The sequence below is a fragment of the Synechococcus sp. R65.1 genome (assembly GCF_047461755.1).
Taxonomy (GTDB): Bacteria; Cyanobacteriota; Cyanobacteriia; order Thermostichales; family Thermostichaceae; genus Thermostichus.
The window spans coordinates 282,542-302,314 of record NZ_JANSHU010000001.1 but is presented as its reverse complement, the minus strand read 5'-3'; the positions used below and the strand labels follow the sequence as shown (position 1 = coordinate 302,314).

17 protein-coding genes and 1 pseudogene are annotated in these 19,773 nt (G+C 59.2%); 10 read left to right on the top strand and 8 right to left on the bottom strand.

Annotation, left to right across the window (positions count from 1 at the left end):
* Nucleotides 1-501 (top strand): 2'-5' RNA ligase family protein (locus NW814_RS01560; protein ID WP_414404924.1); only part of this gene is annotated, 501 nt, incomplete at its 5' end.
* An 11-nt stretch (nt 502-512) separates the two neighbouring features.
* On the opposite strand, the gene gap is transcribed toward NW814_RS01560, so the two are convergent.
* Nucleotides 513-1,532: a type I glyceraldehyde-3-phosphate dehydrogenase gene (gene gap, locus NW814_RS01555; protein ID WP_414404923.1), complete on the bottom strand. Its 1,020-nt coding sequence runs from the start codon at nt 1,530-1,532 to the stop codon at nt 513-515.
* A gap of 228 nt (nt 1,533-1,760) precedes the next feature.
* On the bottom strand, nt 1,761-2,084 hold the full coding sequence (locus NW814_RS01550; protein WP_414404922.1) for a gas vesicle protein GvpG: 324 nt from the start codon (nt 2,082-2,084) through the stop codon (nt 1,761-1,763).
* A gap of 283 nt (nt 2,085-2,367) precedes the next feature.
* On the opposite strand from NW814_RS01550, the gene NW814_RS01545 reads away from it, so the two are divergent.
* On the top strand, nt 2,368-3,048 hold the full coding sequence (locus NW814_RS01545) for a class I SAM-dependent methyltransferase (RefSeq protein ID WP_414404921.1): 681 nt from the start codon (nt 2,368-2,370) through the stop codon (nt 3,046-3,048).
* Between the two features lie 27 nt (nt 3,049-3,075).
* On the opposite strand, the gene NW814_RS01540 is transcribed toward NW814_RS01545, so the two are convergent.
* Nucleotides 3,076-3,615, bottom strand: coding sequence for a DUF726 domain-containing protein (locus NW814_RS01540; protein WP_414404920.1), 540 nt, complete (start codon nt 3,613-3,615; stop codon nt 3,076-3,078).
* A gap of 507 nt (nt 3,616-4,122) precedes the next feature.
* The gene (locus NW814_RS01535; protein WP_414404919.1) at nt 4,123-5,901 is read right to left on the bottom strand and encodes a flavin reductase; all 1,779 of its coding nucleotides are present in this window, start codon (nt 5,899-5,901) and stop codon (nt 4,123-4,125) included.
* A 154-nt stretch (nt 5,902-6,055) separates the two neighbouring features.
* Between NW814_RS01535 and NW814_RS01530 the strand changes: the two genes are divergently transcribed.
* Nucleotides 6,056-8,821 carry a cation-translocating P-type ATPase gene (locus NW814_RS01530; RefSeq protein ID WP_414404918.1) on the top strand — a complete coding sequence of 922 codons (2,766 nt, stop codon included), beginning with the start codon at nt 6,056-6,058 and terminating at the stop codon, nt 8,819-8,821.
* Nucleotides 8,822-9,255: 434 nt separating this feature from the next.
* Nucleotides 9,256-10,389, top strand: coding sequence for a response regulator (locus tag NW814_RS01525; protein WP_414404917.1), 1,134 nt, complete (start codon nt 9,256-9,258; stop codon nt 10,387-10,389).
* 6 nt (nt 10,390-10,395) lie between these two features.
* Here NW814_RS01525 and NW814_RS01520 read toward each other — a convergent pair whose 3' ends face one another.
* Nucleotides 10,396-10,749, bottom strand: coding sequence for a HesB/IscA family protein (locus NW814_RS01520; protein ID WP_414394017.1), 354 nt, complete (start codon nt 10,747-10,749; stop codon nt 10,396-10,398).
* A gap of 122 nt (nt 10,750-10,871) precedes the next feature.
* On the opposite strand from NW814_RS01520, the gene rnz reads away from it, so the two are divergent.
* The 6 genes from rnz to dnaN all read left to right on the top strand — a co-directional run bounded on the left by rnz (nt 10,872) and on the right by dnaN (nt 16,302).
* Nucleotides 10,872-11,828, top strand: coding sequence for a ribonuclease Z (gene rnz, locus NW814_RS01515; RefSeq protein WP_414404960.1), 957 nt, complete (start codon nt 10,872-10,874; stop codon nt 11,826-11,828).
* A gap of 40 nt (nt 11,829-11,868) precedes the next feature.
* Nucleotides 11,869-12,711: an RDD family protein gene (locus NW814_RS01510; protein ID WP_414404916.1), complete on the top strand. Its 843-nt coding sequence runs from the start codon at nt 11,869-11,871 to the stop codon at nt 12,709-12,711.
* 85 nt (nt 12,712-12,796) lie between these two features.
* Entirely contained in the window at nt 12,797-12,991 is a 195-nt protein-coding gene (gene rpmG, locus NW814_RS01505; RefSeq protein WP_414394020.1) for a 50S ribosomal protein L33, read from the top strand.
* Nucleotides 12,992-13,001: 10 nt separating this feature from the next.
* Nucleotides 13,002-13,217: a 30S ribosomal protein S18 gene (gene rpsR / locus NW814_RS01500; RefSeq protein ID WP_414394021.1), complete on the top strand. Its 216-nt coding sequence runs from the start codon at nt 13,002-13,004 to the stop codon at nt 13,215-13,217.
* 15 nt (nt 13,218-13,232) lie between these two features.
* Complete coding sequence (dusB, locus tag NW814_RS01495) at nt 13,233-14,327, top strand: tRNA dihydrouridine synthase DusB (RefSeq protein WP_414404915.1); 1,095 nt, start codon at nt 13,233-13,235, stop codon at nt 14,325-14,327.
* Nucleotides 14,328-14,964: 637 nt separating this feature from the next.
* A complete protein-coding gene (gene dnaN, locus NW814_RS01490) occupies nt 14,965-16,302 on the top strand; it encodes a DNA polymerase III subunit beta (RefSeq protein ID WP_414404914.1) in 1,338 nt (445 codons plus the stop codon).
* Nucleotides 16,303-16,413: 111 nt separating this feature from the next.
* On the opposite strand, the gene queG is transcribed toward dnaN, so the two are convergent.
* The 3 genes and pseudogenes from queG to tsf form a co-directional block, all read right to left on the bottom strand.
* On the bottom strand, nt 16,414-17,445 hold the full coding sequence (queG, locus tag NW814_RS01485; protein WP_414404913.1) for a tRNA epoxyqueuosine(34) reductase QueG: 1,032 nt from the start codon (nt 17,443-17,445) through the stop codon (nt 16,414-16,416).
* 29 nt (nt 17,446-17,474) lie between these two features.
* Nucleotides 17,475-18,881 (bottom strand): amidohydrolase, encoded by a 1,407-nt coding sequence (locus NW814_RS01480; RefSeq protein WP_414404912.1) that lies wholly within the window; start codon nt 18,879-18,881, stop codon nt 17,475-17,477.
* 195 nt (nt 18,882-19,076) lie between these two features.
* Nucleotides 19,077-19,742: pseudogene (gene tsf, locus NW814_RS01475) on the bottom strand (translation elongation factor Ts); the annotation flags it as partial.
* Nucleotides 19,743-19,773 lie beyond the last annotated feature (31 nt).

The window sequence follows — 19,773 nt, the reverse complement described above, 5'->3', positions numbered from 1 at the left end:
GTGACGGCAATCAAACAACAGTTTGCCGAGCAATTTGCCAGCCGAGCAGCCCTGCGCTCACCCCCTCACATCACCCTCGTGCCTCCTTTTGAGTGGCCCACCGCTGAGCTGGCAGCCCTGACGGGATCCCTGGAAGAATTTGCCAAAGAGCAGGCCCCAGTTGCCGTTGAGCTGCGTGGCTTTGGCGCTTTCGCGCCGCGGGTTATCTATATTCACGTTGAGCCCTCCTCAGAGCTGGAGCGGCTGCAGACCAAGGCCCAGCAGCACATGAGCCTTCTTCTCAGGCAGCAGGCCACAACACCTCCCCCTCGTCCTTTTGTGCCTCACATAACGGTAGCCTTTCGAGATCTCCGGCCAGACCAGTTCCGCGCTGCCTGGCCACTCTTCCAGAATCGTCCCTTCCAGGGATCCTTTCTCGCCTCTGCCCTCACCCTCCTCATCCACGACGGCAAGCGCTGGCAAGTCTTTGCCGAGTTTTCCCTCTCTGCCACTAGGGGATGAGAAGCAGCCGACTACTCTACCCAGTGAGCGGCCATGTATTCAGCCAGATCCAGCACCCGCTGCGAGTAGCCCCACTCGTTGTCGTACCAGGCCATGACCTTGACCAGATCCCCGTCCAGGACGCTGGTCAGCTCTGCATCCACAATGGCGGAGCAACTGTGGCCCCGGTAGTCGATAGAAACCAAGGGAACGTCTGAGTAGGCGATGATCCCTTTCATGGTCGTTTCCGAGGCTTCCTTCAGGGCGGCGTTGACCTCCTCGGCAATTACTCGGCGCTCTGTTTGCACCACCAAATCCACCAAAGAGACATTGGGCGTGGGAACCCGTACCGCCACCCCGTTGAGCTTGCCTTTCAATTCAGGAATCACCAGCGCCACCGCCTTGGCTGCCCCCGTCGTAGTTGGCACCATGCTCAGCGCTGCCGCCCGCGCCCGCCGCAAATCGCGGTGGCCTCCATCCAGAATGCGCTGGTCGCCCGTGTAGCTGTGGGTGGTGGTCATGGTAGCCCGCCGCACACCGAACTTGTCCAGCAGCACTTTGAGAATCGGGGCAAGGCAGTTGGTGGTGCAGCTAGCGTTGCTGACAATGTTGTGCCGCACCGGGTCGTAGGTGTGCTGGTTAACACCATAGACAAAGGTAGGGATGTCACCTCCCTTAGCTGGGGCAGTGATCACCACCTTTTTGGCTCCCGCCTCCAGGTGCTTGGAGGCCCCCTGGTAGTCGACAAAAACGCCGGTGGCCTCGATTACAAGATCCACCTTCCACTCTTTCCAGGGGAGGTTGCTGGGGTTGCGCTCGGAAACGGCATGGATGTGCTTGCCGTTAATTAGCAAACCACCCTCGCTAGCCTCCACTTCCACTCCTTGTAGGGTTCCAAGGATGGAGTCGTACTTGAGCAAATGGGCAGCCGTGCGAGCGTCTGAAGTGTCGTTGATGGCAACAATATCGACATTGGACTGCGGACGACTTAGCCAACAGCGCAAAAAGTTGCGACCAATACGACCAAATCCGTTGATGGCTACCCTAACCACTGCCTTGACCTCGCTGCTTCCAATTGTTCGGGGGCTGCTTAGCCCATGATACCGCAAGCCCTGAACATTCTGAATCTGAAGATGATGTTCGGGATCTGGCGAGCTTGGCGCTCCTAAGTAAAATCGCTCTGGCACAATTGGGCGGGTAGGGGACAGGCCGCCGGCTGCTACGGCAAGCAGACCCCTTGCCTGTAGCTAGGCTCAAAGACTGCAACCGCTCCGAGGTACCTAGCTTTTGGTTGCATCAGCGGGATAGATTCCTTCTTGGGGCAAGCTGTCTTGGGGGCATGGCAAAGAGTTTTGAGGATCCCTTGCTTCCCCATTGGTAGCTGCTTCGGCTTCCGCCAGGGCTTGCAAAGCCAGCAGGATCTCCTCTTCTCGGCGGGTATAGGTCTCCTCGTCGATCTCCCCTAGATCAAGCTGGATCTGCAGAGCTGTAAGCTCTTTCTGGAGGTTTTCCCTGCTGTCAAGTTGCGCCTCGGCCCGCTCGCGAATCTGCTCTGCTAGCCATAGCAAGCCCTGCGCTGGCCACGTCAACAACTGCCAAACCATCCTTGCTTTCTTTGTTAAGGACAGGTCGATTCTACTCAACGCAGATCCTGCCTGCACGCAAGGCCAGCTAGCCAGAGCCAAGCAAAGGCAGCTCCTCTAGCGGCGGCTGGGCTAGCTGTTCCGAGAGCATCAGCTCTCGCTCAGAGGGCACGCACAGAGGGATCCCTGCCGGTGGACTCTACTGCGAGTTGCCTCTGTTCCAGCACCTCCAGCGGGGGGTGTTGTGTGCTGCCTGGCTGCTAGCATGAAAATATGGTCATATAAGCAAACACAGGTCAGCAAGATGAAGCAACACTGGGAGAACGTCTACAAGACCAAGCGAGCCGAGTCTCTCAGTTGGTTTCAGCCACGCGCTGAGCGGTCGCTGCGTCTTATTCGGGAGACGGGGTTGGGCTTCTCAGCCTCGATTATTGACGTTGGCGGGGGAGCGTCCAGGTTGGTAGATGAACTGCTGGAGGCGGGCTACCGCAAGCTAACAGTTCTCGATATCTCTGCGGCAGCTCTGGCAGTGGCAAAGGCCCGTTTGGGGGAGCGGGGAAACACAGTCAACTGGGTAGAGGGCGACATTACCCAGCTAACTCTGCCGGCCAACGCCTACGACATTTGGCATGACCGGGCAACGTTTCACTTTCTTACGAATCCTCAAGATCGGCGAGCATACGTGGCCAATGTCCTGAGAGCAGTAAAGCCAGGAGGGTTTGCTATCATAGCCACCTTCGGTGAAGACGGGCCTACGCAATGCACTGGCCTGCCTGTTGTGCGCTACTCGCCCGATCTCTTGCAGGCAGAGTTCGGTAGCGCTTTCAACCTCCTAAAGCATGAGCAAGAAGAACACCGCACCCCCGCTGGCGCTGTGCAAAAGTTTGTGTACTGCTGTTTCCAGAAAAAGCCAACTGCTCTTGAAGCTGAGCTCTCTCCGGAGGGTGACCGCCAGCAACAAAAGTCTCTGGTTGTGGTTTTGTAGGGTTAGAGGCTACCTGCAGTTACCCACCTAGAGCAGGCGACTGCAGCGAGCTTTCCAGTCCAGCTTCTGATCCAGAAGGAGCTCCAGGTGAGGTAGATAGGCTTTGTAGCTGTGCTCTACAGAGCCAATTAAGTGAGTGGCATTAAGGTTCTCGATTCTGGGGTGAAACTCTTTAATTGGCTTGATCCCGCAGGGGCTGCGGTTGAGGGATGGGACTTTGAAGACGTAGGCCAAAACCAGATCGTCTTCGTTGTAGATATTCACCAGTTTTCCCGTGATATTTTCTACATGCAGGCTCCACTGCTTATCGGCTTGCCTTCTAACGGCACCACTGAGCAGGATGATATCCTTGAGGCGCGGATCTACAGTCTTAGGCCAACCTCGCATAATGTAGTAGGCTACCCTAGATCCCAAGGAAAACCCCATCAGCGTAATCTGTCTTTCCGGCAAAGAGGAGAGCAGAGGATAGCCATAGTCAAGCCCCACTTTTTTGGCTTTGGCTTTGTGGGCTTCCCAGTGGGCAAGCAGTCCTACGCCAAGCTTAAGGGTGGATAAGGCGAATCTCACCGGACTGAAAGCATCCCACCAGAGGTAGTATAGGGATCCCTTCCACCCAGCCCGTCGGAGTGTTTCCCACAATAGTCTTTTTTTCCAAGGTTGGGTTTCGCCTTCGCTGAGAAAACCGTTGATAAAAACCAGGGCCTCGTCCCAGCCTAGGGAGGGCTCGATAGGGATCAGCTCAGGCTTGTGGTGGACAGCTTCTTCGACAAGATAGTTCCAGGTTCCGTCAGCAAGAGTTCCCGTAAGATGGAGAGCAGTTGCGCTAGCTCCAGCAAGAACTTCTCCTGCTCCTCGAGCGACCTCAATACCTAGGTCGAAAGCAGCTTGGGCAACTGCTTGAGTCGCCTGACCGACGACCTTAGCAGGGCCAAGGACAGCACCTGCAGATTTTCCCACAACCTCGGCAGCAATCTCCGCAGCCGCCTTTGGGGCTCCCTAAAGGATTTTCCCAACGATCTCCAGGATTGCTTTCTCCTTGAAATTAGCAAAGAACTTAACTTGTTCCACTTTACTCTACCCGCGCCGCATGGCGGTAACCCCCGTGGGATCCAGCACCTTGCCGCGCTCTGCCTCGGCGTAGACTAGGTAGCGATCGCCACACTCCATCCAACTTTTGACACGGCACTCTAGGTAAGCCAGGGCATCCAAAAGGATCGGGCAGCCATTCTCGGCAGTGGCGATGGCTAGACCGGCAAAGCGATCTTCGCCAGGGCGTTGAGGCCGTTGAAAGTGCCGCTGCAGGCTGCTGCTTTTGCCCTCCCGCAAAATGTTGAGTACAAAGGGCACCTGGGGACGGGTAAGCAACTCTGCCTCGCTTTCCTTGCTCACAGAGAGGGTAAGGCCTGGGGGGTTGAAGCTGGCCTGGGCCACTGACCAGGTGAGAAAGCCGCGCGGGATCCCATCTTGCAGGGCGGTAACCACGCAGAGGGATCCCACTACCCGGCTGAAGGCCTGCACCAGCCGATCCGCCTGCGCTTCAACACCCCCTTGGCGGGAGGTGCGGGCTCGCTTGGCCTTGCGCAAGGCTTGGGCAAACTGGGATCCCGCCTCTTGACAGGCTTCCAGGATTGCATGGGTAGGCTTGAACCTAGCGCGGATGGTTGCAAACCCCAGGGTAAAGCCGGCATTGAGCAGCTTGCTCTCAATGAGATCCACGGCTTCGCCGCTCCAGCCGTAGGAGCCAAAGACCCCGGCCAGCTTGGTGGTGGGAACGGAAGAGAGAATGATGCCCAGGGCTGTTTGGATTTGAACTGGAGGATGGCCGGCCAAGGTGGGGGATCCGATAATGAACCCCTGGCAGCGCTCTAGGGCTTGGGCAATCTCTTCAGGAGTGGCCCATTCGCAGTTAACCCGCTCCACGGTAACTCCCGCCCGCTCCAAGCCTTGGGCAATAGCCACCGCCATCAGGCCGGTGTTCCCGTAGGCGGAGGTGTACAGGAGAGCTACCCGCTGCTCCAGGGGATTCTCCTCGCACCACAGGTGGTAATCCAAGCGCAGCCGCCGTAGGCTGTGGCGCACCAGGGGGCCGTGGGCAGGGGCGTAGATCTGGGCGGGGAATTCTTCCAACTTGGCTAGGGCTGCCTTCACCTGGGGCGCTTGGCTACGGTGCAGGCAGTCAAAGTAGTAGCGGCGGTCTTCGCTGAGCTGCCGCCAATGCTCGTCGAACACCTGCTCGTCGCACACATGAGCGCCAAACAGCTTGTCGGTAAAGAGGATCCCCGTGGCCGGATCGTAGGTGCAGAGGGCGTCGGGGTGGCGGGGCGTGGGCACGGTGCGAAAATGCAACTCATGGCCTTCCCCCAGATCCAGGCGATCCCCATCTCGGATCACGCGCAGGCGAAAGGACTGGTTAGCTCCGTAGGCAATGCCAAAATCGGCAGCCTCCTCTTCGTCACGGCTAGGAGTTGGGGATTCCATGCCTTCAAAGGCCGCTCGCAGGGTGAGGGATCCGGGCTTAGAGCAGAGCACCACCGCATAGGGAGCCAGCGGCAGAAGCGCTTTGAGGGTAGCGATGCGGTTGAAGTTGACGTGGCTCAGTAGGATAAAGTCCAGCCGCTGCAGGTACTGGTGTTGGGCCAGCTCCTCCAAGAAGATGTCGGTAAAGGATTCTCCTGGGGGATCGATGAGCAAGGTCTGCCGCGCCTGGATGAGATAACTATTAGCCGTGGTGCCCCGCTGCCGGGCATATTCCAGCTCAAACTTTAGGCGATTCCAGGTGCGGGAGCGAAAAACCAGGGTAGAGGGGCCAATGGTGGCCACCTGGACATCGCGAGCAGGAGTCTTGCTCTCCATAGCAGCCTCCGATGCGGCATCTGTCCCCACCTTGCCACGAAATCAGCGAGACTGGGATCCTCTTTGGAAAACTTCGAAAGACCCGCTACTGGAGCGGGATCAGAGGGCTGACAACAGCTAACGTACAATTTGTCCATTGACCCTGAGTGTCCCCATGATCCAAGCTGCTGGATCTCCTCATTCGGATGCCCCTGCTTGGCATAGCCTGCCTCTTCCGGCTGTTATCCAGAAGTTGCAAAGCGACCCCGACTGTGGCCTGACTAGCCAGCAGGTTACCCAAAGGCAGCGGGAATACGGCCCCAACGAGCTGATCTCCTCTCCTGGCCGCAGCGCCTGGCAGCTCTTCCTTGACCAATTCCGCAATGTCATGCTGCTGATGCTGATCGCCGTGGCGGCGATCTCAGCCCTTCTGGATCTGCAAAAGGGAGAGTTTCCTAAGGACGCCCTGGCCATTCTGCTGGTGGTGGGTCTCAATGGCTTGCTGGGCTACTTGCAAGAAAGCCGCGCGGAAAAGGCGCTGGCCGCCCTGAAAAAACTGGCCTCCCCCAGCGTGCGGGTGCAGCGGGACGGCCTGTGGCAGGAGATCCCTGCTAACCAGTTGGTGCCAGGGGATCGGGTGCTGCTGGAGGCCGGGGTGCAGATCCCAGCCGACGGGCGCTTGGTGGAAGCAGTCAACCTCCAGGTGCGGGAGGCGGCTTTGACAGGGGAGGCGGTGCCGGTTACCAAGCAGGCCGATTGTGTCCTCCCCGAGGAAACTGAGCTCGGAGAGCGGCGCAACATGGCCTTCATGGGCACCGAGGTGCTCCAGGGGCGAGGGATCCTCTTGGTTACGGCCACCGGCATGAACACGGAGCTGGGCAAGGTGGCCAAGCTGCTCCAAGCAGTGGAAAACGAGCCCACTCCCCTGCAGCGGCGCATGAGCCAGTTGGGCAATGTGCTGGTGTCGGGATCCCTGGTCTTGGTGGCTCTGGTGGTGATTGTGGGGCTGCTGCAGGCCAGAAGCCTAGCGCCTTTCACCTCGCTGCTGGAAACTTCCCTCAGCATGGCCGTGGCGGTGGTGCCGGAAGGGCTGCCGGCTGTAACCACGGTTACCTTGGCTATTGGAACCCAGCGCATGGTGCGCCGCAACGCCCTCATCCGCCGCCTGCCAGCCGTGGAGACGCTGGGATCCGTCACCACCATCTGCTCCGACAAAACCGGCACTCTCACCGAAAACAAAATGGTGGTCACCGACATCCTCACCCCCGACCGCCACTACCACGTCAGCGGCACTGGCTACATTCCCAAGGGATCCTTCTACTGCGGCGGCCAGCCCATCGATCCCCAGAGCGCCCCCGACCTGCAGGCCCTTCTCAGAGCCGTGGTCTTCTGCAACGACGCCCTGTTGCAAGCTACCCTCCCAGCCCAGCGCGGCGCTGCCCCCACCTGGTCGATCCTGGGAGATCCCACGGAGGCCGCCCTGCTGGTGGCTGCTGCCAAGGCCAATCTGCAGAAAGCTTCTTTGCAGGAGCAGCACCCGCGGGTGCAGGAGATCCCTTTTAGCTCAGAGCGCAAGCGCATGAGCGTGGTGGTGCAAGAGGAGGGCAGCTACGGCGTCTACGTCAAGGGATCCGCTGAGCTGGTGCTGGAGCAGTGTGCCTATATCCAGAAGAGTGGAACCTGGCAGGCGCTGTCAGAAGCCGATCGACAAGCCATTCTGGCTGCCAACAACCGTTTGGCGGCCCAGGGCATCCGGGTTTTGGGGGTGGCCACCCAGCGGCTGCAGGGGATCCCGGAGAACCTCGAGGAGATTGAGCGCAACTTGGTGTGGCTGGGCCTAGTGGGCATGTACGATCCCCCTCGGCCCGAAGCGCGGGAAGCCGTAGCCCGCTGCCGCCAGGCCGGGATCCGCACCCTCATGGTAACCGGCGATCACCAACTCACTGCCATAGCTATTGCCCGCGAGCTGGGCATTCTCGACTCCGAGAGCCAGGCCATTGATGGGCGCACCCTCTCCCGCCTTAGCTTTGAGGAGCTGCTGCAGACGGTGCAAAGGGTCAACGTCTATGCCCGCGTGGCCCCCGAGCACAAGCTGCGCATCGTGCAGGCCCTGCAGAAACAAAACCAGTTTGTGGCCATGACGGGGGACGGGGTCAACGACGCCCCTGCCCTGCGCCAAGCGGATATCGGCATCGCCATGGGGATTACCGGCACCGATGTAAGCAAAGAGGCCAGCGACATGGTGCTTTTGGACGACAACTTTGCCACCATCGTGGCGGCCATTGAAGAAGGACGGGTGGTCTACAACAACATCCGCCGTTTTGTGAAATACATCTTGGGCAGCAACATCGGCGAGGTGTTGACTGTGGCGGCTACACCTCTCCTGGGCCTAGAGGACGTGCCGCTGACGCCCCTGCAGATCCTGTGGATGAACTTGGTAACCGACGGCCTGCCGGCTTTGGCTTTGGCAATGGAGCCAGCAGAGCCGGGGGTGATGCAGAGCCCTCCCTTCAACCCCAAGGAAAGCATCTTCGCCCAGGGGCTGGGAGCCTACATGGTGCGCGTCGGCGTGGTCTTTGCCATCTCCACGATCCTGATGACGGCCATCGTGAAAGCCCATATCCCCCACTGGCGCACGATGGTCTTTACCACCCTGTGTATTGCTCAGATGGGCCATGCGCTGGCGGCTCGCTCCAATGACAAGCTGACCATCGAGCTCAACCCCTTTTCCAATCCCTACCTGCTGGGGGCTGTGTTGGCCACTTTGCTGCTGCAGTTGGCCCTGCTCTATGTGCCCTTCCTGCGCAGCTTTTTCGGGACGGAAGAGTTGACCCTTTCAGAACTGCTCATTTGCATGGGCTTTAGCACCGTGGTGATGGTCTGGGTAGATCTGGAAAAACTCTACCGCCGCTGGCGCCAGGGATCCCGTCAAACCCCTTGAGCAGAAAAGCCAGGGAGTCTACACCCCTCTCAGAGGGGTAGGGGAACTTTTTTGCCTCGAAGTAACAAGAAGTAACAATTGTTGTTTTGGCCAGCCTACGGATCCTTCGGAAGCCCCTGGCAGGAGATCCGGCAAGCCAGCCAAGCCCCGCTGGGATCCCTAGTAGCAAGATGCCCAAGCTGTGGCCCAGTGGCCCATCGCCTCAGGAGCAGCAGCACTCTAGGGGCCAAGGCCCTTGGCCAAATCTGTAAAACGGGATACAATTGAGAGGTCTCTCCGACGGCTGGAAGCCAAGTATCAGCGGGTTATCCTCGAGCTGTCGGCTGCTGTGCCAAAACCTCTTTCTTCTCCAGGTGCCCATGCAGGAGCTTGAGGTTGGTCTTTTGACTGGATCTAACTCCGCTTCCACAAAGAAGGGGCCCCTTCTCCTGATTGTGGATGACGATCCCAGCCAGCGGCTTTTGGCTCGTTACGCCCTGGAGCGAGAAGGCTACCACATCCTAGAAGCCGACAGCGGCATAGCCTGCCTAGAAGCTGCAAGCCGCTACCAGCCAGATATAGTACTCCTGGATGCGGTGATGCCGGGCCTAGATGGGTTTGAGTGCTGCCGCCGCCTCCATGCTCAAAACCCTGACATGCCGATTTTAATCGTCACCGCTTTGGAAGACGAAGCTTTTGTCAACGAGGCTTTTGCTGCAGGAGCCAGTGACTACATCCCTAAGCCTATCCACTGGTCAGTTCTGAAGCGGCGGCTGCGCCACTTGCTGCAAGTTAGCCAGGCCCAACGCCGTCTACAACAGCTTAACCAAGAACTGGAAGCCAAGGTGAAGGAGCGCACTGCTCAACTGGCCTGCCAGGTAGCAGATTTGGAGCAGCTCAACCGCCTCAAAGACCACTTTTTGGCCGCGGTCTCCCACGAGCTGCGCACGCCCTTAACCAAAATCAGACTAGCCTTGGAACTCCTGGGCCGCACCCCCCTCAACGAGAAGCAGCGGCAGTACCGGGACATTGCCCTGCAGGAGTGCGAGGTCGAAATCCATCTTATCGACCGCCTGTTGGCTCTGCAGGGTCTGCAAGGGAAAGAGTGGGGCTCTGCCGTTGCGGCCATTGATCTGCCCAGCTTTTGGCAGAGCTTGCTCGAGTCGGCACGGCAATGTGCGCAGGCCCACTCCCTCACGCTACAGGTTGGGGATCTGCACCCGCCTGCCTCGGGATTTTACAGCCATCCGCAGCTCCTGGATCAGGTTCTCAAAGAACTGCTGCGCAATGCCTGCAAGTTTACCCAGCCAGGTGGCACTATCCGTCTAGGGATCCAGTCGATTCCTGGAGGGGTCGAGTTTAGGGTCGGCAACAGTGCTCAGATTGAGCCCGAACACTTGCCCCACATTTTCGAGCGCTTTTACCGCGTGCCCACCACGGATCCCTGGGTCCAGCCAGGCAGCGGTTTGGGGCTGGCTTTGGTGAAGCAGTGGGTGGAGTATCTGCGGGGCCACATCCAGGTCACTAGCCAAAAGGGGTGGACCTGGTTTGTACTACGCCTGCCCAGTCTAGTGCCATCCAATCCTTGAGGCCCCCTAATGGCCGACAGCAGCAGTTTCAGCAGTGGCGAAGGAAGTGCCGCAGCCGCAGGTAGCCACGGCATTGGGATTCTTGAATTTGAAGCCACCCCCCAACAGATCTTCGGAAAAGTCGACAGTGAGGCCCTGGAGCAGGGTCATGCTCAAGGGATCCACCGCCACCCGGAGATCCCCAAAGTCGAAGGTGTGATCGTCGGGGTTGGCCTGGGACTCAAAGTTCATCACATAGGAGAGGCCAGAGCAGCCGCTGGGCTTAACCCCCAGGCGCAGGATGGGCTGGGATCCCTCTTTCTCGTACTTGCTGCGCAGGCGCTTTAGCTCTTGGATGGCGCTATCGGTCAAGGTGATCATGGCGGGAAAGCTGACACGTACCCCTATCCTAACAATCCTTTCCAGGCAGAAACAGTTGATAAGCTAGGGATCCCGTTCCTTAACGTTGTCGACGTTTGACCCTTGTGACGGATCCTAACGCCATCCGGGTTACCTTTCTGGGTACCAGCTCTGGCATGCCCACCCGCCAGCGCAATGTGTCAGGAGTGGCGGTGCAGTTTCCGCAGCGGTCGGAATGGTGGCTGTTTGATTGTGGCGAGGGCACCCAACACCAGCTCCTGCGCTTAGACGAGCTGCGCCCCAGCCAGTTGCGCCGCATTTTCATCACTCACATGCACGGGGACCACATCTACGGCCTGCCGGGACTGTTGGCTTCCTGCGGCCTGGGCAGCACTCCCCAACACATCGACATCTACGGTCCCCCTGGCCTGGAAGAGTATCTGAAGGCGGTGCTGCGATATAGCGAGACGCGGATCCCCTATTCCTTTCGGGTTCACACCGTAGAGACAGGTCTCATTCTCCAGGATCCGGAGTACTGGGTCTTTTGCGCGCCCCTGGATCACCGGGTGCCTGCCTTTGGCTACCGCGTGGTGGAACAGGACCGACCAGGCACTTTTAACGTGGCCAAGGCCCAAGCGGATGGAATCCCACCTGGTCCCCTCTACGGCCAGCTCAAAGCTGGGCAATCCATCTTCTGGCAAGGCCGCTGGCTCCACGGACGAGACTACGTGGGGGATCCCATTCCAGGCCGCAAGTTCTCCTATTGCACCGACACGACTTTCTGCCGCAACGCCGTTGACCTCTCTCGCGCCGCCGATCTGGTCATCCACGAGGCCACCTATGCCGAAGCCGATCGCGACTTGGCCCAGCGCGCCAAGCACTCCACTGCTGCCATGGCTGCGCGGGTGGCTGCCGAGGCCAAAGCCCAGACCCTCATCCTCACCCACTTCAGCCCTCGCTACACCTCGGATGGCCCCATCACTTTGGAAGACCTGCTGGCCGAAGCCCGGGCCATTTTTCCCAACACCCTCCTGGCTCGGGATCGGATGACCTACGAGATCCCTCGCCGCAGCCCTGTTCCCCTAGCGCTGGAGGTGTAGGTTTGCCTCGCTAGAATGGTAAAAACTGTCCCAACCAGCGATGACGGATCCCAGACCCTATTTCGAACGGCCCAAAACCGAACAACTGGACCAAAGCGCCAGCGAGTGGCAAACCTTTAGCGCCTTGCCCCCGGCAACCTCCCTGCCTCCTGTACAGGCCGAGCAATCGGCTAGGGTTCCCCAGGATGAGGAAACCCTGCCCAAACTGGCTCCCTGGGGCAAACGGGTCGGCGCCTTTGCTCTAGATTTTGGGCTGGGACTGGGGGTTTCCTACCTGGCGCAGGGCTTGGCTTCTCTGGTAGGAGCCGATGCGGCTGCCGTGGACATGACCGGCTACATTGCCTTTTTTGCCACTTGGCTGGTGAACCGCGGCTACTTCCAATCTCGACCCGCTGGCCAGAGCTTGGGCAAATGGCTGCTGAACCTCAAAACCCTGGATCCGGAAACCGAGGCCTCACCTCACCTAGTTCGCTCCTTGGCCCGCGAGGGAGTGCTCTCGCTGTTTATCCTCACGGCAGCCCTGCTGGTGCCGCTGGCTGCCGACGGACTGTTTGCCTTCTTCGACAAGGAAAAGCGCCAGAGCATCCACGACCGCGCCGGGCGCACCCTAGTGGTGGAATCCGAGCAGGGCTACCACCTGGATGAAAAAGTCCTGCGGCTGCTACAAGAAATCCTCGAGGGAGAAGCTACTGAGGACGTTAAACTGGCTGCACGGGATCTTCTGCGCAAAGCCCAGCGCAACGAGGCAGTACGGGGTCTCTCCAGCCAGCTAGGGCGCCTACGTCAGGATGTTGGCCGCAACACCCGCAGCCTTCGCCAGCAGACCAGCAAGCAAGTTAAAAGCTGGCTTGCTTCCCTCAAAGAAAAGTTGGATAATTGGTAGTTGCGCTTACACGCAAGCCCTTCTCCAACCATGGCTGTTGAGGTTGGAGAGGTAGCCTAGTACTCTCTCCGCAGAGGAATTCACCATGGCCAAGGGAAAAGGCGCTCGCATCATCGTTACGCTGGAGTGTACGGAGTGCCGCACCAACGTTAACAAGCGTTCTCCAGGTGTGAACCGCTACACCACTACCAAAAACCGCCGCAACACCCCCGGTCGCTTGGAACTGAGAAAATACTGTCCCAAGTGTAACCGCCATACTCTTCACAAGGAGATCAAGTAGTTCTGGAGCTATGGTTTACGTTCGCCGTCGCTTGTCTCCCATCAAGCCGGGAGAACCCATTAGATACACTGACGTTGAGCTGCTCAAGAAGTTCGTAACCGAGCGCGGCAAAATCCTGCCTCGCCGCATTACGGGGCTAACCGCCAAGCAGCAGCGGCAAGTCTCCAAAGCCATCAAACAGGCGCGCATCCTGGGCCTTCTTTACTTTGTCAACAAAGAAGGGTAGTTGCGTCGGCTTCTAATGAGCCTGCAGCTTTCACCGCAGTTGCAAGCCCGAATGGCCCAACCCCTAGAGATTGGGGGAGTGAAGATCTTCAGTCGGGTTTTTCAGGCACCGCTATCAGGGGTAACCGACATGGTCTTCCGGCGGCTAGTCCGCCGTTTTGCCCCTCAAAGCATGGTTTACACTGAGATGGTCAGCGCCATCGGCTTGCACTATGCCCGCGAGTTGCCCCGCGTTATGGAGGTGGGGGAGGGGGAGCAGCCCATTGGCATTCAGTTGTTTGACTGCCGGCCCCATTTCCTAGCTGAAGCCGCTCGCATGGCTGTGGACGAAGGGGCAACCCTGGTGGATATCAACATGGGCTGCCCGGTAAATAAGATTACCAGAAACGGTGGGGGCTCCTCCCTGCTGCGAGATCCAGACACCGCTGCAAAAATTGTTGAGACAGTGGCCAAGGCAGTGGAGGTGCCCGTTACCGTAAAAACGCGCTTGGGCTGGTCGGACGAGGAGATTAACATTTTGGATTTTGCCTACCGCCTTCAGGAGGCAGGAGCCCAACTTATTACTGTACACGCTCGGACACGTGCCCAGGGCTTCAGCGGCAGAGCCCGCTGGGAGTGGATCCGCCGCGTTAAGGAACGTCTGCGCATCCCGGTCATTGCCAATGGAGACATCTTCTCCACCGCTGCAGCCGTGAAGTGTCTCGAAGAAACCGGCGCTGACGGGGTGATGTGTTCCCGCGGCACAATGGGCTACCCCTTCCTAGTGGGAGAGATCGATCACTTCCTTAAGACCGGGCAAGAGAGACCGCCTGCTACTCCCTTAGAGCGAATTCAAGTAGCCTTGGAGCATCTGCGAGGGCTTTGGGAATACAAGGGGGAGCGCGGGATCCGGCAGGCCCGCAAGCACATGACCTGGTATGTCAAAGGCTTTGCCGGCGCCTCCCACTTTCGCGCCCTTCTCTGCCGCATCGAGACGCTGCAAGAGGGAGAAGCGCTGCTGCTGCAGGCCATGAAGCATTGCCAAGATGCCGCTCCGGAGCCTGAGGATGAGGAAATGGGTGAGGCTCTTGAGAGAGAACACGCTGCCACCAAGGAAGCTCTTCTGGCTTAGCCACCCTTCCCCTTCCTTAACACTCTGTACTGAGGTAGCTTAGCTGCCCACAAGCCACCTCTCCTAGCTGCTTGAAGGAAGCAGGATACCAAGCTAGCTCCTGCTTTCCCAAAAAGCCCCTAGCCAACCCCTGCCAGGTCGCCCCTAACCTGGATGGGATCCCTCCTGAGGCTACCGCTTCCCAGTCTAGAGGATCCTCAAGGAGCATAGCATTAAGTTTTGTAAACTTTTCAAGCTCCCGCCTTGCCAGCCTGTGGAAAACTTGTGGAAAACTTTGGAAAACTGTGGAAAACCTGTGGAAAAAGACCCCAGGTTATCCACAAGGTATAAATACCCTGTGGAAAAGACCTCCAAGTTATCCACAGATTTTCCACAGGCAGGGAATAAGCTCAAAGGCTTGCGGCGTAAGGCTTTGCTAATCGTCGGGCAATCAATTTCCACAATTTCCACAGGCCCTACTACTACTAGCTAAAAATTTAAATTGGGTAGGGATCGTGGTTTGTAATCTTCCTCGCGCGCGAGAGTGCAAGCTAAGGGATCGCCTGGGGCGAGTGGGTGCTAGGATTGGCATACTCAGCTCGCAAGTCCCGCAATGGTGCAAGCTCAGCGTCCTGTGGAGGGAGAATCCAGGGCTGCCTTGTTCGCGTCTGCCCCGCGCGACGGCAGGTCTGGAGATCTCCACGGCGTTGACGACGCTATGGGCCAGCCCTTCCCCCAAGCGGGAGAGAGTCCTAGCGGCAGCCTTTGCTTTACCTGTGAGCAAGCCGAGCTCAGCCAGCACCTGGCAACAGTTGGGCGAGCGGTTGCCAGCCGCCCCGCCCTGCCGATTCTGGCCAACGTGCTGGTAGAGGCCAGTGCAGAAACGCAGCGTGTGGCGCTGACTGGCTTTGACCTCAGCTTAGGCATTCGCAGCGAGTTTGAAGCGGAGGTGAAGGCATCCGGTCGCCTGGCTTTGCCAGCCAAGCTGTTTGGCGACATTGTCAGCCGTCTGCCTAGAGGCCCAGTTACCCTGAGCCAAGCTCAGGGGCGTGTCCTCCTCACCTCAGCCGCTGGCCAGTACCAGTTGCGCAGTGTTGCAGCAGAGGAGTACCCCACCCTGCCGGAGGTGGCGATCCCTGCTGCCAGCGAGGTGGCTGCCGCTTGCCCCGGCGGGAGCGAGTCCCTTGAACACCCCGCGGCGCAGGCTCTAGAGGTGCCCATTGAGAGCCTACTGCAGGGCATTGACCAGACCCTCTTTGCTGCCTCTAGTGACGAGACCAAGCAGGTGCTCACAGGGGTGCATGTCAAGCTCGTGCCAGGGGATCCGCCACAGCTAGAGTTTGCAGCTACCGATGGACATCGGCTGGCCATAGCCCAAGTGGAAGTTGAGGGAATCCCGGTCGAGGTATCCAGGGGAGGACCTGACTTCACCATTCCTGCTCGAACTCTGCGGGAGGTGGAGCGCATCCTCAGCGCCCAAACGGTTGCCTCCAGGGTGGAGTTGCGGTTTGACCGGTCGCAGGTGCAATTTGTTCTGCCCCCTGGCGCCAGCAGCGCTCAGTGCCAGCAGCGGATTACCAGCCGCCTTTTGGAGGGCCAGTACCCCGACTACAACCGTCTGCTGCCCAAGCAGTTCGAGCGACACGTAACCTTAGAGCGTCGGCCCCTGGTGGAGTCCCTAGAGCGGGTGGGGGTGTTTGCTGCCCAGCGGAACGACATCGTCAAGCTCAGTCTCTCTGCGGCAACCCAAACCCTACGCATTAGCACCGAGGCACCCGACGTAGGCAGTGGCGAGGAATTGCTGCCAGTACAGATGACCGGCCCTGATCTCGAGGTGGCCTTCAATGTCCGCTACCTGCTGGAGGCTCTCAAGGTGTTCCACACGCAGCAGGTGAGCCTGGAGCTCAACGGAGCCACGCAGCCAGCCGTTTGGAAGCCAATTGGGGCGATGCGCCTCTGCTATTTGGTCATGCCAGTACAACTGCGGGCAACCTAGGGCGTTTCGCGGTTGGAAGAGTGCCATTCAGCAGGCTGAGAAGGCGCTTGGTTGGCCACCTGGCGGGCTTGGTCCATAGTTCAGGGGCACATGAGCCATCACCTTCGTCCATTACTCTGAGCGGCCTGAGAGTGTAGCGCTGGGGAGCTGCGCTGGCTGCTCTAGAGGCTCCACTCGATGGCGATCTAATCCCGGCTCACCTACTGCCGAATCGGCATCTCCGTGGAGGGCAGCTTGGGCGTTGCGGCGCAGTCGGTGGGCCTTGAGCCGGCGCAGGGCAGAGGCGGGAAACCGGCGGTCGAACTCCTCATCGCCAATCCGGGCCAGTTCTTGGAGATCGGGGGCAACATTCCAAGGGTAAGGCTGAAAGTCGGGAAGGGGACTGGGCCGAGCAAAGCGCTGGTTCCAAGGACAAACCTCCTGGCAGATGTCGCAGCCGGCCACCCAGTTGTGCAGGTTCTGGGCAATCTCAGCAGGGATCCGCTCGGCGTGGCTTTCCAGGGTGTGGTAGGCAATGCAGCGGCGCGAATCCACTACCCCTGGACTGACGATGGCCTGGGTGGGGCAGGCCTCCAGACAGCGGGTGCAGGTGCCACAGTGGGCAGTATGGGGACGGTCGGGAACCAGCTTGAGAGTGGTCAGGATCACTCCCAGAAACACCCAAGAGCCGTACTCGCGGGTAAGCAGGAGGCTGTTTTTGCCAATCCAACCCAAGCCCGCCTGCATGGCCCAGGGCTTTTCTGCCACCGGGCCAGTGTCTACGTAGAAGCGACCCTGGTAATTGGGAAATTGAGCTTGCATCCAAAGGTGGAGCTGTTTGAGTCGCCGTCCCAGCACGCGGTGATAATCTCGCCCCCAGGCGTAGCGGGAGATCTTGCCTTTGGCCGGATCCCGGCTGTGGGGGGTGGGAGTGTAGTAATTGAGGGCCACACAGATTAGGGATTGTACCCCCGGCAGCACCAGCTCCAGATTCTGGCGCCGCGGATCCGCCATCCAGGCCATGTCGGCAGCCATACCGGCAGCCAGCCAGGCCCGTAGACCTGCCCAATCAGGAGGGTTTGCCGCGCTGGCAATGCCGACTTTGTCAAAGCCCAGCGCCCGCGCCTGTTGCTTCACCTGCTCGGTGGCTTTGGCCCAGTCCATCTCTGACTCCCCAGGGATCCCCGCCATGGCTACCCCGGCAAACCCATCACCTGACGGTAGCGGGCCTCCAGCTGGGCTGCCTGCTGAGAGCGGCGGAAGGGATCCCAGGAGCTGTGTCGAAATAGCTCCTGCCGCAGCTTGGCTACATCCACCGTCGTTACTTCGCCATCGGCCACCACTTGTTTTCCCCTGATCCAGACGCTGTGGACTGCTTGGGTGGGCCGGCCCAGCACCAGTAGCCCAATGGGATCCGTGCGAGGTAGCAGCGACAGTTGGGTGAGATCATAGAGCACCAGGTCAGCCTGCTTGCCCACTTCCAGAGATCCCAGCTTGTCCCCCAGCCCCAGGCCGATGGCCCCACCACGGGAGGCCATTTCAACGCTCTCGCGGGGGGAGATCCAGTGCCGGTAGTCGGGATCGGTGACGTTGTGCAGGATGGTGCCGATTTTGATCGCCTCTAGGAGATCCTGGGAGTCGTTACTGGCCGCTCCATCGCAGCCAAAGGCCACGTTGACCCCCGCTTGACGGTATTTCAAGATAGGGGCAATGCCGCTGCCCAGGCGCAGGTTGCTTAAGGGGTTGTGAACAACCGTCGAGCCTGCACGGGCCAAGATCTCGATATCGCTTGCAGTCAGCCAAACGCAGTGGGCTAGGGAAGTTTTTCGGTCTAGGTAGCCCAGGCGCTCCAGATGCTCCACAGCACTACAGCCGTACTTTTCCTGGGCCAGCAGTTGCTGGGCGCGGGTTTCCAAGAGGTGGGCGTGGCGAGGCAGGTTGTACTTCTGGCTGAGCTCAGCACAGCCTTCGAACAGCTGGTCGGAGCAGAGTTGGATGCCGGTGGGGGCCACCATTAGGCTGATGCCTTCCTCAGGCCGGTGATACTTTTGAACTGCCTCTTCCAGCATGGCCAACACCTCGGCGGTAGAGAGGGGATAGGCTGCCGACCCCCCTTCTCCACCCGGCAGGCAAGCGGGGAGAGCCTGATCCTGAAGCAGCGGACCAATGAAGGCGCGGATCCCGACCTCCCGATAGGCCCGCACGGCTGCCTCAACAGTGGCCAGCTCCTGGCCGGGAATGAGGATCAGGTGATCCACTACGGTCGTGCCGCCGCTAAGCAGAGTTTCCACCGCCGTCGCCAGGGCGCTGAGATAAACCTTCTCTGGATCCGGCGGCGCGTACTCGTGCAGTTGCGCTAGCCAAAGTTCCAGCGGGTAGGGCGGGATGATCCCTCGCTGCCACAGCTCGGAAGAATGGGTGTGGGCGTTAACAAAGCCCGGCAGCAGGAGCTTGTTGTCAGCGTTCAGTTCCACGCTGCCTGGCGCCCCTGCCAACAACCCCTTGCCGATAGCGGCGATTTGCTCCCCTTCAATGCGGACATCTGTCGTCTCGTAGCCGCTAGCAGTGGGGATCAGCGCATTGCGCAAAACGTAGCTCATGGCGGGAACAGGAAAAGGCCGTCGGATCCCAGCGCGCCAAGGTTAGCGGCTAAAGTTGGGCTGAGGCTATTTCTTCTTGGTAGAGCCCTTCTTGGCAGGCTTGCCCTCGGCGGCTGCGGGCTCAGCAGCCCCTGCAGCGGGCTCGGGAGGAGCTGTCTCCGCTGGTGTCGGCTGGGGCTCGGCTGGATTCAGACCTGCCTGGGCAGCCACCTCAGCGGCAAAATCCGTCTTTTCTTTCTCAATTCCTTCTCCCAAGACAAAGCGAGCAAACCGCCGCACCCGGATGTTTTCTCCCAGCTTGGCGATGTGTTGCTTGACCAATTCCTCTACGGTGATCGAGGGATCTTTGATGAAGGGCTGATCCATTAGAGATAGCTCTTTCAGGCGCTTTTCAAGGCGACCTTGGATAATTTTTTCCCGCACATGCTCGGGCTTGCTAGCCAGATCCTCTTTGCCCATCTCGATGGCCTTCTCCCGCTCCACCACTTCAGGAGGGATCTGGTCAATGCTGACGTACTCCACGTTTTGGCAGGCGGCAATTTGCTTAGCGATGTCCTGAACCAGCTTTCTAAACTCTTCGTTGCGGGCTACAAAGTCGGTCTCGCAGTTGACCTCTACCAAAACGCCAATCCGGTTGCCGAAGTGGATGTAGCTATCGACAACTCCCTCAGCGGTGATGCGGCCAGCCTTCTTGGCTGCTCCTGCTAAGCCCCTCTGGCGCAGCAAGACGATAGCCTTCTCCCTGTCGCCGCCAGCTTCTTCCAGGGCCTTTTTGCAATCCATCATGCCTGCGCCTGTTTCTTCGCGCAGTTTTTTGACAAGTTGGGGATCGATTTTGACACTGGTCTTGGTGTCGCTCATGAGAGTTCCTCAGCTAAAGTAAAGGATATGG